We start from the raw sequence: 12917 nt of genomic DNA, 5'->3' as shown, positions 1-12917 counted from the left end.
GGCGAGCACCGCCGATAAACCGAGCGACGCCAGCAGCGCCCACGAGAACGAACCCGACACCACGCCGAGCGCGAAGGTCAGCGCGGAGCGTCGGCCCGAGCTCATCGCCAGCGACATGATCGCGAGATTGCTGGGCCCCGGGCTCGCGGTGCCGACGAAATAGGCGCTGTAGGCGATCAGGACATCGGCGCTGGGAAAGGGGCTGGCGATCATGGGCGGGCACTCGGTGACAGTCGGTTTCGGCGACGCGCGGGGCGCGGGGCGCGGCGCGAAGGCGGATCGGGCTCGCGATTCAATGTGTGATCTGATGTGCGAACGACGATTCTGCGCGCGGTGGCGCAGGTCTCACAGATACAGTTGACGGTCTGCGCGACAGCACAATCGGCCACGCCAGGCCCTGCATCAAGCCCTATGCGCCCCAGCCGCCGCACCGACACACTCTGCCAACACGTCTGTCACCGCCTGTCTGCTATGCCGCGGCCGCTGCACGAGTCCGATCTCGCGCTCGAACGTCGCGTCGCCCAGTTCGAGCGCGGCGACGCTCGCCGGCCACTTGCCGAGCCCCGCCGTATTCGGAAGCAGCGTCACGCCGATCCCACGCGCGACGAGTTGCACGATCGCCTGCAACTCGTCCAGTTCGATCGCGTCATGCACGTTCAGCCGCGAGCGCCGCAAAAAACGATCGACCAGCCGGCCGCCGAACGACGTGCGGTCATAGCGGATGAACGGCTCGCTCCTGAGCAGCTCGCGCCAGGAACGCGTCCCGCGCGCGAGCTTTTTCGGCACGAGCAGCACGAACGGCTCGCTGACGAGCGTGCGCCATTCGAGTTCGGACGGCAGCGCGAATGGCGGCCTGATGATGATGGCCAGATCGAGTTCCCCGGAATCCACCTGTCCCAGCAGACCCAGCGACACGCCCGGCACCACACGAATCCGCCAGCCGGGCCGGTCGTTGCGAAAACGGGCGAGCGCGTCGGCGAGAAACGACACTTGCGCGGACGCGATCGCGCCCACCCGCAGCATGCCGCTTTCCGCCGCGACCGCGCCGCGTTCGGAGAGCCGCGCGTAGAGCGTCATCATTTCCTCGGCGAGCGCGAGCGTTTCGCGGCCGGCGTCGTTGAGCGTCGCCGAGCGGCCGGTGCGGTCGAACAGCGCGAAGCCGAGTTCCGCTTCGAGTCGTTGCATCTGCGCGCTGACCGCCGATTGCGTGAGGCCAATGCGCGCGCCCGCGCCGGAAAACGTGCCGTACTGGCTGACGGCGAGGAAAGTCTTGAGCTCGCTAAGCATGATAGATTGATCGAAACAGGTGATGGTCAGATCAAATATATATCGTTTTTCACCACTTTTGGTCATGGTTAAAATCGACGCTGAGCTTGGCCTCGCGCGCATAGGCTGCGCGGCACCAGGCCGATTCCACCCACCCCACTTCCAGTTCAGCGAGTTGTTCATCATGAGCGTTGCCGAAAACGTTGTGCCGCCGTTCCATCTGGCGTTTCCTGTTCACAGCCTCGCCGCCGCCCGCGAGTTTTATGGCGAACTGCTGGGCTGCCCGGAAGGCCGCAGCTCGGACGCGTGGGTCGATTTCAACTTCTACGGCCATCAGATCGTCGCGCACCTCGCGCCGGAAGAGATCGGCCACCGTCAGACCAGCAAGGTCGACGGCGATGCGGTGCCGGTGCGCCACTTCGGCGCGGTGTTGTCGATGGAACAATGGCAGGCCGCCGCCGACAAGCTGAAGCAGGCGGGCATCGACTTCATCATCGAGCCGCATGTGCGCTTCAAGGGCGAAGTCGGCGAGCAGGCGACGATGTTCTTTCTCGATCCGTCGGGCAATGCACTGGAGTTCAAGGCGTTTGCCGATATGTCTTCGCTGTTCGCCAAGTAGGCATCCCATACCAGCGCAGCACGCGTCACAAAAAACCGGCCGACCTCTAAAGGGGCGGCCGGTTTTTTAATCCGACACGTCGTGTAAGGCGCGTTGCGCGGCGCAACGTCTTTGCTTTGCACAAATCAATCTGAAAGCATATTTCGTAATATTTCCGGATGCCGCCACATATCGCGCGACGCAACGTACCCGCAACAGGGCGTATCTTTTCTCAACAAACGTTTGCTTGTCGTCAAATGCTGGGACGTCTGAAACGCGGCATCGGCTTACGTTTTCCTTCCTGACATTTACGCCATTTTCGCGCCATGCAGGCGTTGGCGCTACCGATCTAGCATACGCGCTGACTTACCCATCCCTTACCTGCATTCTCTTGGGCGCGTTTCAATGTGGATCGTCAACGTAGCGCTTAAACGGCCATACACGTTCATCGTGATGGCCATTCTGATCTTGCTGGCGACGCCATTCGTGCTGTTCACCACGCCGGTCGACGTGTTGCCGGAAATCAATATTCCGGTGGTCAGCATCATCTGGACGTATACGGGTTTGTCGGCCGAAGACATGGCCAACCGCATCACGTCGGTCAACGAGCGCAGTCTGACCACCACGGTCAACGACATCGAGCACATTGAATCGCAGTCGCTCGCGGGCATCTCGATCCTGAAGGTGTTCCTGCAGCCCAACGCGAACATCCAGACCGCGATCGCGCAGACCGTGGCCGTCGAACAGGCGCAGCTCAAGCAGATGCCGCCGGGCGCGACCGCGCCTCTGGTGATCAGCTATTCGGCCTCCAGCATTCCGGTGATCCAGCTCGGCCTGTCGAGCCCGAAACTCTCGGAGCAGGACCTCAACGACACCGCGCTGAACTTCCTGCGCCCGCAACTCGTGACGATTCCGGGCGCAGCGGTGCCGTATCCGTACGGCGGCAAGTCGCGTCTGATTTCGGTCGACCTGGACACGCGCGCATTGCTTGCCAAGGGGCTGACGCCGACCGACGTGGTCAACGCGTTCAACGCGCAAAACCTGATTCTGCCGACCGGCACAGCCAAGATCGGACCGAAGGAATACACGGTCAATATGAACGGCTCGCCGGACACGCTCGACGGGCTCAACAATATTCCGGTGCGCACGCTCAACGGCGCGACGACCTATTTGCGTGAAGTCGCGCATGTGCGCGATGGTTACTCGCCGCAAACCAATATCGTCAGGCAGAACGGACGGCGCGGCGTGCTGATGTCGGTGATGAAGAACGGCAACGCCTCGACGCTGTCGATCGTCGATACGTTGAAAGGGCTGTTGCCGAACGCGCGCGCCGCGTTGCCACCGGATCTGAACATCACCGCGCTGTTCGATCAGTCGGTGTTCGTGAAAGCGGCCGTGCAGGGCGTGGTGCGCGAAGCGTTGATCGCCGCCGCGCTGACCGCCGCGATGATCCTGCTGTTTCTCGGTAACTGGCGCAGCACCTGCATCATCGCGATCTCGATTCCGCTGTCGATCCTGACGTCGCTGATCGTGTTGCATGCGCTCGGGCAGACCATCAACATCATGACGCTCGGTGGGCTCGCGCTGGCGGTCGGGATTCTCGTCGACGATGCGACCGTGACGATCGAGAACATCGAACGGCATCTGCATATGGGCACGAATCTGCACGATGCGATTCTCGACGGTGCGGGCGAAATCGCGATTCCGGCGCTCGTCTCGACGCTGTGTATCTGCATCGTGTTCGTGCCGATGTTCTTCCTGACCGGCGTCGCACGCTATCTGTTCGTGCCGCTCGCCGAAGCGGTGGTGTTCGCGATGCTCGCGTCGTACATCCTGTCGCGCACGCTGGTGCCGACGCTCGCGATGCTGCTCATGGGGCACGCGCACAAACCCAGGCCCGATGCGAAGCCGAATCTGTTCACGCGCGTTTACCGGCGTTTCGATAGCGGCTTCGAGCGCATGCGATCCGCGTACATCGTGATTCTCAGCAGCCTGCTGGTGCGTCGCGGCAGGTTCGGCGGCGTGTTTCTCGGCTTCTGCATCGTCTCGATGGGTCTGGTCTTCGTGCTTGGTGAGGACTTCTTCCCGAATGTCGACGCGGGCGATATTCGCCTGCATTTTCGTGCGCCGACCGGCACACGTATCGAGGAAACCGCGCGTCTGGCCGACGAAGTCGAGAAGGTGATCCGCGAGGTCGTGCCGCCGAAAGAACTCGGCACGATTCTCGACAACCTCGGTTTGCCGTATAGCGGTATCAACCTGTCGTACAGCAACGCCGCCACGATCGGCACGTTCGACGGCGAGGTTCAGATCGCGCTGAACGAAGACCACAAGCCGACGCAGATGTACATGGACAAGCTGCGCACCATCTTGCCGCAGCGCTTTCCGGGCGTGGAGTTCTTCTTCCAGCCGGCCGACATCGTCACGCAGATTCTCAACTTCGGTTTGCCTGCCGCCGTGGACGTGCAGATTTCCGGCGCGAACCAGCAAGGCAACCTGGAGGTCGCGCGCAAATTGTTGAAGCAGGTGCGGGTGATTCCCGGCACGGTCGACACGCACATCCAGCAAAAACTGGACGAACCGGTGATCAACCTCCAGATGGACCGCACGCGCTTGCAGCAGCTCAACCTGAGTGCGAACGACGTCGCGCAGAACGTGCTCATTTCGTTGTCGGGCAGTTCGCAAACGTCGCCGGGATTCTGGATCAACAACAAGAACGGCGTGGAGTACAAGGTGGCGGTGCAGACGCCGCAGTATCAGGTGTCGTCGATCGACGAAATGCTGCGCACGCCGGTGTCGGGTGCGGCCACCGGGCCCACGCAGCTGCTCGGCAATCTGGTGCGCGTCTCGCCGCAAAACCAGTTCGCGGAGGTCTCGCACTACAACATCAGGCCGGTCATCGACCTGTACGTGAGCGTCGAGAAGCGCGATCTGGGCAGCGTGGCCAATCAGGTCGACAAGCTCGTGAACAACGTGCGGGCGTCGCTGCCGCGCGGCAGTCAGATCGTCGTGCGCGGCCAGGTGCAGACCATGCGCAGCTCGTTCTTCGGCCTCGGCCTGGGCGTGGCGGTGGCAATCGTGCTGGTGTATCTGCTGATCGTGGTGAATTTCCAGTCGTGGGTCGATCCGCTGATCATCGTCAGCGCGTTGCCGGCGGCGCTCGCGGGCATCGTGTGGATGCTGTTTCTGACGGGCACGCATCTGAGTGTGCCGGCGCTGACCGGCGCGATCATGACGATGGGCGTCGCCACCGCCAACAGTATTCTGATGGTCGCCTTCGCTCGCCAGCGCCTCACCGCCGGTGCGCCGCCGCTCACCGCCGCGCTCGAAGCCGGCGCGAGCCGGATCCGCCCGGTGCTGATGACCGCGTTCGCGATGATCATCGGCATGATCCCGATGGCGCTCGGCCTCGGCGAAGGCGCCGAGCAGAATGCGCCGCTCGGCCGCGCGGTGATCGGCGGGCTGCTGTTCGCCACGGTGTCCACGCTGTTCTTTGTGCCGGTCGTGTTCGCGGGCATCCATAGCCGCCTCGCGCGCCGTCATCGCACTGACGACGCGGATCAGGCGGGCCAGGGCGGCGGCAACGGCGACGAAGGTGAGCAGCGCGACCAGGGTAAGAGCGGCAATAGCGGCGACGGCAACGACCACCCCGACGGCTCCGCGCCGGACCACGGCGGCGCTCCCCGGCCCGCATCAAGTTAAATGACGGCTGACTGAGATGGCTGACTGAGATGACCGAAAAAACACATGCATCGCTGGCGATCCCCTCGCGAGAAACCGAAGGAGGGCACGCGCTGCCGCCGCGTCACCGTGAATGGAAGCGCGCGAAGATCGCGCTCTGGATCGTGCTGGCGCTGCTCGCGCTCGGCGCTTTGCGCACCGTGATCGCGAACGTGCTGCAAAGCCGCTCCGTCGAGACGACCACGCAGCAGAACGCCATTCAGTACGTGAACGTGGTGAGCCCGAAGCAGACCGAAGGCGGCGGCAACACGCTTTTGCCGGGCACCTTGCGCGGCTATGTCGAGTCGCCGATCTACGCGCGCTCGACCGGCTATCTGCTGCACTGGTACGCCGACATCGGCGCACGCGTGAAGCAGGGCCAACTGCTCGCCGAACTCGACACGCCCGAGATCGATCAGGAACTCGCGCAGGCTCTCGCGCAGCGTCAGCAGATCAGTTCGAGCCTCGGCCTCGCGAAAAGCTCGCTGGAGCGCTGGCAGCAATTGCGTCAACGCGATGCGGTATCGCAGCAGGAACTCGACGAGCGGCAAAGCACCTATACGCAGGACGTCGCCAACCTCGCCGCCGCCGATGCCAACGTCAAGCGCCTGCAGCAGCTCGAATCGTTCAAGCGGATCGTCGCGCCGTTCGCCGGCGTGGTCACGCAGCGCAACGTCGACGTCGGCGATCTGATCGACGCGGGCAGCGGCACGAGCCGCGCGCTGTTCGCACTCGCGCAGGTGGACCCGTTGCGCGTCTATGTGCAATTGCCGCAGGCATACGCGCAGAACGTGTCGGTGGGGCAGAAGGTGGTGGTCACGCAGGCGGAACTGCCGGGCCAGCAGTTTCACGGCACTGTCACGCATATTTCCGGCGCGATCGATGTGCCGACCCGCTCGCTGCAGATCGAAGTGACGCTGCCCAATCCCGACGACAAGCTGCGTCCCGGCGCATACGTGCAAGTCGCTGTGCCGGCGGCGGCGCATGCGGAATTGTCGGTGCCAGGCAACGCGCTGCTGTTTCGCGCGGAAGGGCCGCGCATTGCGGTGGTCGATGCCAAGGGCCACGTCGAACTGCGCAAGGTTGTGATCGCGCGCGACCTCGGGCAGACGCTCGAAATCGAAAGCGGCATCGGGGCGGGTGACAAAATCATCATCAACCCGAGCGATTCGATCGCGGACGGCGATCACGTGCAGGTCACGCAGCCGCAGAAGAACGGCAAGGAGGCGTCGTGATGTTCGTGGGTCCATGCCGGACGCTCACCGCCATTGCAAGCGCAGTGGGTGTCACGTTGCTGGCCGCGTGCACGGTCGGCCCGGACTATCAACGCCCGCAAGCCGAGGTGCCGCCGACCTGGCACACCGATTCGTACTGGCGCGTCGCCACGCCGTCGCATGCGCCGATTTCACCGGACTGGTGGAGCGCATTTGGTGATCCGATGCTGGCCACGCTCGAAACCGAGGCGCTCGCGCAGAACCAGACCCTGGTCGCGGCGAGCGCGCACTACGAGCAGGCGCGCGCGACGCTCGCGAACACCAGCGCGCAACGCGTGCCCGAAGTGGATGTCGGCGCAACGGCCTCGCGCTTCAGGATCTCGCAGAACCGGCCGCTGACCAACTACGCGACGCCGACTCAATCGACCGTGCAGAACAGTGTGCAACTCGGACCGACGATCAACTACGACACCGATCTATTCGGCCGGATACGTCGCGAGGTGGAAGGCGCCGAGGCTTCGGCGGCGCAATCCGCGGACGATCTGGCGAATGCGCGGCTCGTGCTCACCACCGACCTCGCCACCGACTATTTCTCGCTGCGAGAGCTCGATGCCGAGATCGACGTGCTGAACCAGTCGGTGAAGCTGCAGCAGAAGGCGCTGGACTACGTCACGTCCGAGCACGACCTCGGTTCGGTGTCGGGCCTCGAAGTACTGCAGCAGAAGTCGCTGCTCGACTCGACGCGCGTGCAGGCGCAGCTGCTGCTGAATCAGCGCGCGCAGTTCGAACACGCGATCGCCGCGCTGGTCGGCGTGCCGGCCCCGCAGTTCGCGATCGAACCCAAGGTACTCGACGCGAAGGCGCCCGCGATCCCGCTCGGCGTACCGAGCGACGTGCTGCAACGCCGCCCGGACATCGCTTCGGCGGAACGCGCGATGGCGGCGGCCAACGCGCAGATCGGCGTGGCCAAGGCGGCGTTCTTTCCGAGCCTGACGCTGACGCCGGGCATCGGCTGGGAGAGCACGCAGTTCGCCAGCTTGCTGAGCGCGCCCACGCTGATGTGGACGCTCGGCGCGACGGTCGGTCAGGTGCTGTTCGACGGCGGGCGCCGCGCGGCCAACGTCAAGTTCGCGAGCGAAGGCTATCAGGCCACCGAGGCGACCTACCGGCAGACCGTGCTCAACGCGTTCCAGCAGGTGCAGGACGGCGTTACCGGGCTGTCGGTGCTGGACGGCGCGGCGAAGCAGTCGCAGGAAGCGGTGAGCGATGCGCAGCGTCTGCTGTCGCTTGCCACCGACCGCTATTCGGGCGGCCTCGTGGCGTACCTCGACGTGATCACCGCGCAGCAGTCGCTACTGAACAGCGAGCGCCAGGACGTGCAGATTCACGGCCAGCAGATGACCTTGTCGGTGGCGCTGGTGAAAGCGCTCGGCGGTGGCTGGGAGGCCGGCGCCGATCTCGCGGTCGCGCCTCACGACGCTCGGCCCGCCGCTCAGGAGGCGATGGCTCCCGCGAGATGAGCCGCCGGTTCACGACGCATCCGCGCGCGCAGGAGGAATTCGAAGGCGTTTCGTATAATGGACACTCAAGGGGACGCGCATGAAATTGCTGATTGTTGAAGACGAGCACAAGGTGGTGGACTACCTGCGCTCCGGTTTGACAGAGCAGGGTTGGGTCGTCGACGTGGCGCTGGACGGCGAGGAAGGCATGCATCTGGCCACCGAATTCGACTACGACGTGATCGTCCTCGACGTGATGCTGCCCAAGCGCGACGGTTTCAGCGTGCTCAAGGCGCTGCGCATGCGCAAATCGACGCCGGTCATCATGCTGACCGCCCGCGACCACGTGAACGACCGCGTGCGCGGCCTGCGCGAAGGTGCCGACGATTACCTGACCAAACCCTTCTCATTTCTCGAACTGGTGGAACGGCTGCATGCACTGGCGCGCCGCACGCGTTCGCAGGAATCCACGCTGATTTCGGTCGGCGATCTGTTCGTCGATCTGATCGGCCGGCGCGCGACGCGCGACGGCGTGCGCCTCGACCTGACCGCGAAGGAGTTCCAGCTGCTCAGCGTGCTCGCGCGGCGGCAAGGCGACATTCTGTCGAAGACGGCGATCACCGAACTCGTCTGGGACGTCAATTTCGACAGCCACACCAACGTGGTCGAGACCGCGATCAAACGATTGCGTGCGAAGCTCGACGGCCCGTTCCCCTCGAAGCTGTTGCACACCGTGCGCGGCATGGGCTATGTGCTGGAAGTGCGCGAAGAGGCTGAATCGTCATGAACCGTTCGATTGCTCGCCGCCTCGCATCGATGTTCGCGCTCGTCGCGCTGTTCGTGTTTACGCTGATCGGCACCGGGCTGTTTCTGGTGCTGCGTACGCAGTTGGAACATCACTTGCGCGAGTCGCTCGACGATCGCACCCAAATCGCCCGCATCATCGTCTATCACGCGGTGACGCCGGAAAAATGGCGCATGGCCCGCGAAAAACTCACCGACATGACGCCGCACGACGGCAGCACCGTGTACTCGGTGTCGAGCATGGACCCGTCCTATAACTACGGCAAGCCGGTCGACGGTCCCGTCGTGAAGAACTGGCCCGGCGGTTATACGCGCGTGACCCCGGCCGGGGGCGGCCAGGACATGCTCACGTTCACGCAGACCATTCCCGCTTACGGCCCGCGTCCGCCCGTGCAATTGCAGGTGGCGTCGAGTTACTCGCCGAATGTGCGCACGATGCGCGTGTTCGGCTCGGCGCTCGCCGCGCTGTCCGCGCTGGGCAGTCTCGCTGTGCTGCTGCTCAGCTATTCGGTGACGCGCCTCGGGCTCGCGCCGCTCACGCGGCTCACGCGCGATGCGTCCGCCGTGAGCCCGAACAACCGTTCGCAACGTCTGAACACCGCGTCGCTGCCGCTCGAACTGAATGATCTCGCGAACTCCTTCAACGGCGCGCTCGAACGTCTGGACGGAGCGTATGGCCGCCTCGAATCGTTCAACGCGGACGTCGCCCACGAACTGCGCACGCCGGTGACGATCCTGATCGGCCAGACCGAAGTGGCGTTGACGCGCAACCGCTCGGTCGACGATCTGCGTCTTACGCTGCAATCGAATCTCGAAGAGTTTGAGCGCATGCGCGCGATCATCAACGACATGCTGTTCCTCGCGCGCGCCGATCAGGGCGAGCGCGCGACCGGGCTGATCGAGGTATCGCTGGCCGCGGAAGTCGCGCACACGCTGGAGTTTCTGGAGATTCCGCTCGAAGAAGCGCGCGTGTACGCGAGTTTGCAGGGTGACGCACAGGCGCGCGTGAATCGCTCGCTGTTCGGCCGCGCCTGCGCGAATCTGTTGATGAACGCGATCCAGCATTGCGAGCCGGGTGCAACGATCAAGGTGACGATCGTGCGCGACGGCGATCAGGTGCGCGTTGTGGTGGCGAACCCCGGCGAGCCGATTGCGCCGGACGTGCTCGAACATCTGTTCGACCGCTTCTATCGCGCGGAAGTCTCACGCACGAACAGCCGCGAAAACCATGGGCTGGGTCTCGCGATCGTGAAGGCAATCGCGGAGATGCATCGCGGCACCGTGTCGGCGCACAGCGAGCAGGGGATCAACACGTTTGCGTTTTCGGTGGCGGTATCGCACATCGGCGCAGACGCGCAGATCGCGCGCCCGAATGGCCCGAATGCCGGCGTCACGGTCGCGGACGGTTACTCGTCGCTCGCGAAAGGCAAGTCGGCCTGAACCGGCACACGCGGCTTCAGCGCCTGTGCGTTGGCGGGCGTCAAGGCGCTTACGCGCACGCCGAGCAGGCGCAGCCTGCGACTCAATTCCACCCGCCGCAGGCACTCGGTCGCCGCGCGGCGGATTTCGACGGCGTCCGCGGTCGGCTCGTCGAGCGTCAGATCGCGCGTGACCGTGCGGAAATCGTCGTAACGCAGTTTGATGCCCACGGTCCGGCCCACATACCCCTTGCGCACGAGATCTTCCGCGACCCGCACGCATAGGCCGGTGAACGAACTGGACAGCGCGGGCCGGTCGTGACGCGGATGCAGATCGCGCTCGAACGTGGTCTCGCGGCTCATCGACTTGGGTTCCGATTCGACCACCACTGGCCGCTCGTCATAACCTTGGGCGACCTGCATCAGCCAGGCCGAATAGCTGCGCCCGAAATTGTCCTGCAACAGCCCCGCGTCCGCCGCCGCCAGATCGCCGACGGTGGCGAGCCCGAGCGCGGTCAGCTTTTCCGCGGCCTTTGGGCCGATGCCGTTGACCTTGCGCACCGGCAGCGGCCACACGCGCAACGGTATGTCGGCGGGCGTGAGAATCGTGAGGCCGTCGGGTTTGTCGAGTTCTGAGCCGATCTTCGCGAGCAGCTTGTTCGGCGCGACACAGATCGAGCAGGTGAGCCCGGTCGCCTGATTGACCGCCTGCTTGATGCGCGCGCCGATCTCGCTCGACTCGCCCGGCAAGCCCGTCAGATCGATGTAGATTTCGTCGATACCGCGATCTTCGATGCGGTCGGTGAACGCGGCGACCGCCGCTTTGAACAGGCGCGAATAGTGACGGTACGAATCGAAGTCGGTGGGCAGCAGGACGGCGTCGGGTGCGAGTGCGGCCGCCTTCATCATGCCCATTGCCGAAAACACGCCGAGCGCGCGCGCTTCATAAGTGGAGGTGGTCACGACGCCGCGGCCCGCATAGTCGCGCAGCTTGGCGAAGCTGCGGCTGCCGTCTTCGAGTGTTTGCGGCGCGGCGTTGCGCCCGCCGCCGATTACCACCGCCTCGCCACGCAGTTCCGGATAGCGCAACAGCTCGACGGATGCGTAGAACGCATCCATGTCGAGGTGCGCGATGCGGCGGACGGGAGAACTCACGGGTGGTAACGACGGACGAGGGCCACGGCAGCGGACAGTTCATTCGATGCGCGTGCCGTGCTGCCGTGCGGGATGGCCTGCTGCGTCGGGCAGCGGCCAGCGCGGAAGACGATTCGCCGCGCGCCCGCTGCCAAACCGTCATATTACCTTGAGTGCCATGCCACGTCCGCGCAGGCCATTACTGCCTGATGCCTTCAGCCTGGATGTGCAGCGTGGTCTGCATCTTGAAGCCGTAAGCCTTGCCGAAGTCGATGCCGAAATCATCCCGGTTGAACGTCGCGGTCGATTCCGTGCCGCACACTTCGCGCTTGAGCATCGGGTTGACGAAGCACTTGAACGATTCGATCTTCAGATTGACCGGCTTCGTGATGCCGTGCATCGTCAGCGTGCCGATCACTTCCACCGGCTTGTCGCCGTCGAAGCGGATCTGCGTGCCCTTGTAGGTGGCGGTCGGGAATTTCGCGGTGTCGAAGAACTTGTCGGTGACGAGTTCCGCGTCGAGCTTGTCATTGCCGATGTCGACCGACGTCATGTCGATCGTCACGTCGACCGTGCCGGTCTTCGCGGCGCGATCGAGCACGACGGTGCCGCTGCTCTTCCTGAACTTGCCGCGCCAGGTCGAGATGCCGCCGAAGTGGTCGGTCTCGAAGCTCGGGTACGTGTGGGTCGGATCGAGCTGATACGTATCGGCTGCCATCGCGTTGAACGACAATGCAGCGGCCAGCGCGCCCGTGGCGAGCAAAAATTGTTTCTTCAAGGTGTACTCCAGGTTTTAGAAATGTGCTGCGGTGCTTCGGTGTTGTGCGTTACTTCTTTGCCGCGACGAGGTGAAACCGGATGACGACTTCGTCGGCGACGACCGACGTGTCTTTCCATTCGCCGGTGCCGACGTCGAACTGCGAGCGCTTGATCGGCAATGCGCCGTCGAAGGTTTGGGTGGCGCCCTGGCTCGCGATGGCGACCGGCACCACGACGGTTTGCGACTTGCCCTTGATGGTCAGCTTGCCGGTAATCCGGTACTGGTTGCCGCCGGCCGGCGCGATCGCGCTCGACACGAAAGTCGCGGCGGGAAAGGCCGCGCTGTCGAACCATTGCTTGCCTTGCGCCTGCTTGTTGTAGTCGGCGGCGCCGAGGTCGTAGCTGCCGGGGTCGATCGACACGTTCGCGCTGCCGGCGGTGGACTTCGCCGGATCGAAATTCAGTTGCGCGGAGAACTTCCTGAACTTGCCGTCGACCGGCACGT

General features: G+C 64.2%; 11 protein-coding genes. 6 read left to right on the top strand and 5 right to left on the bottom strand.

Going from position 1 to position 12917, the window contains the following annotated elements; genetic code table 11:
* Both CIC12_RS09250 and CIC12_RS09245 read right to left on the bottom strand, forming a co-directional pair.
* Positions 1–213, bottom strand: a 213-nt coding sequence (locus tag CIC12_RS09250) for a LysE family transporter (protein WP_168663825.1), incomplete at its 3' end; no start/stop codon positions are given.
* A gap of 189 nt (positions 214–402) precedes the next feature.
* Positions 403–1287: a LysR family transcriptional regulator gene (locus tag CIC12_RS09245; RefSeq protein WP_168663824.1), complete on the bottom strand. Its 885-nt coding sequence runs from the start codon at positions 1285–1287 to the stop codon at positions 403–405.
* Positions 1288–1450: 163 nt separating this feature from the next.
* Between CIC12_RS09245 and CIC12_RS09240 the strand changes: the two genes are divergently transcribed.
* The 6 genes from CIC12_RS09240 to CIC12_RS09215 all read left to right on the top strand — a co-directional run bounded on the left by CIC12_RS09240 (position 1451) and on the right by CIC12_RS09215 (position 10541).
* Positions 1451–1885, top strand: a complete 435-nt coding sequence (locus CIC12_RS09240; protein WP_168663823.1) for a VOC family protein — start codon at positions 1451–1453, stop codon at positions 1883–1885.
* 384 nt (positions 1886–2269) lie between these two features.
* Positions 2270–5566 carry an efflux RND transporter permease subunit gene (locus tag CIC12_RS09235; RefSeq protein WP_168663822.1) on the top strand — a complete coding sequence of 1099 codons (3297 nt, stop codon included), beginning with the start codon at positions 2270–2272 and terminating at the stop codon, positions 5564–5566.
* Positions 5567–5595: 29 nt separating this feature from the next.
* Complete coding sequence (locus CIC12_RS09230) at positions 5596–6819, top strand: efflux RND transporter periplasmic adaptor subunit (protein ID WP_168663821.1); 1224 nt, start codon at positions 5596–5598, stop codon at positions 6817–6819.
* Positions 6819–8318 (top strand): efflux transporter outer membrane subunit, encoded by a 1500-nt coding sequence (locus tag CIC12_RS09225; RefSeq protein ID WP_168663820.1) that lies wholly within the window; start codon positions 6819–6821, stop codon positions 8316–8318. The genes CIC12_RS09230 and CIC12_RS09225 overlap by 1 nt, the downstream gene beginning before the upstream one ends.
* Positions 8319–8397: 79 nt before the next feature.
* The gene (locus tag CIC12_RS09220; protein ID WP_042328199.1) at positions 8398–9084 is read left to right on the top strand and encodes a heavy metal response regulator transcription factor; all 687 of its coding nucleotides are present in this window, start codon (positions 8398–8400) and stop codon (positions 9082–9084) included.
* A complete protein-coding gene (locus tag CIC12_RS09215) occupies positions 9081–10541 on the top strand; it encodes a heavy metal sensor histidine kinase (protein ID WP_168663819.1) in 1461 nt (486 codons plus the stop codon). Before CIC12_RS09220 ends, CIC12_RS09215 begins: the two co-directional genes overlap by 4 nt.
* On the opposite strand, the gene dinB is transcribed toward CIC12_RS09215, so the two are convergent.
* The 3 genes from dinB to CIC12_RS09200 form a co-directional block, all read right to left on the bottom strand.
* A complete protein-coding gene (gene dinB, locus CIC12_RS09210; protein ID WP_168663818.1) occupies positions 10508–11674 on the bottom strand; it encodes a DNA polymerase IV in 1167 nt (388 codons plus the stop codon). The two genes, CIC12_RS09215 and dinB, sit on opposite strands and share 34 nt — an antisense overlap.
* 178 nt (positions 11675–11852) lie before the next feature.
* Positions 11853–12431 carry a YceI family protein gene (locus tag CIC12_RS09205; RefSeq protein ID WP_168663817.1) on the bottom strand — a complete coding sequence of 193 codons (579 nt, stop codon included), beginning with the start codon at positions 12429–12431 and terminating at the stop codon, positions 11853–11855.
* Positions 12432–12480: 49 nt separating this feature from the next.
* A partial coding sequence (locus tag CIC12_RS09200) for a YceI family protein (protein WP_168663816.1) occupies positions 12481–12917 on the bottom strand: 437 nt, incomplete at its 5' end.

This window comes from Paraburkholderia sp. SG-MS1 (assembly GCF_012275575.1).
In the GTDB taxonomy this organism is placed as follows: Bacteria; Pseudomonadota; Gammaproteobacteria; order Burkholderiales; family Burkholderiaceae; genus Paraburkholderia.
This window is presented reverse-complemented; position numbering and strand designations above follow the sequence as displayed.

Excerpts from the sequence above, each read along its gene's own strand:
- CIC12_RS09245 (WP_168663824.1), bottom strand. The coding sequence starts at position 1,287 with ATGCTTAGCGAGCTCAAGACTTTCCTCGCCGTCAGCCAGTACGGCACG.
- CIC12_RS09240 (WP_168663823.1), top strand. The coding sequence starts at position 1,451 with ATGAGCGTTGCCGAAAACGTTGTGCCGCCGTTCCATCTGGCGTTTCCT.
- CIC12_RS09235 (WP_168663822.1), top strand. The coding sequence starts at position 2,270 with ATGTGGATCGTCAACGTAGCGCTTAAACGGCCATACACGTTCATCGTG.
- CIC12_RS09230 (WP_168663821.1), top strand. The coding sequence starts at position 5,596 with ATGACCGAAAAAACACATGCATCGCTGGCGATCCCCTCGCGAGAAACC.
- CIC12_RS09225 (WP_168663820.1), top strand. The coding sequence starts at position 6,819 with ATGTTCGTGGGTCCATGCCGGACGCTCACCGCCATTGCAAGCGCAGTG.
- CIC12_RS09220 (WP_042328199.1), top strand. The coding sequence starts at position 8,398 with ATGAAATTGCTGATTGTTGAAGACGAGCACAAGGTGGTGGACTACCTG.
- CIC12_RS09215 (WP_168663819.1), top strand. The coding sequence starts at position 9,081 with ATGAACCGTTCGATTGCTCGCCGCCTCGCATCGATGTTCGCGCTCGTC.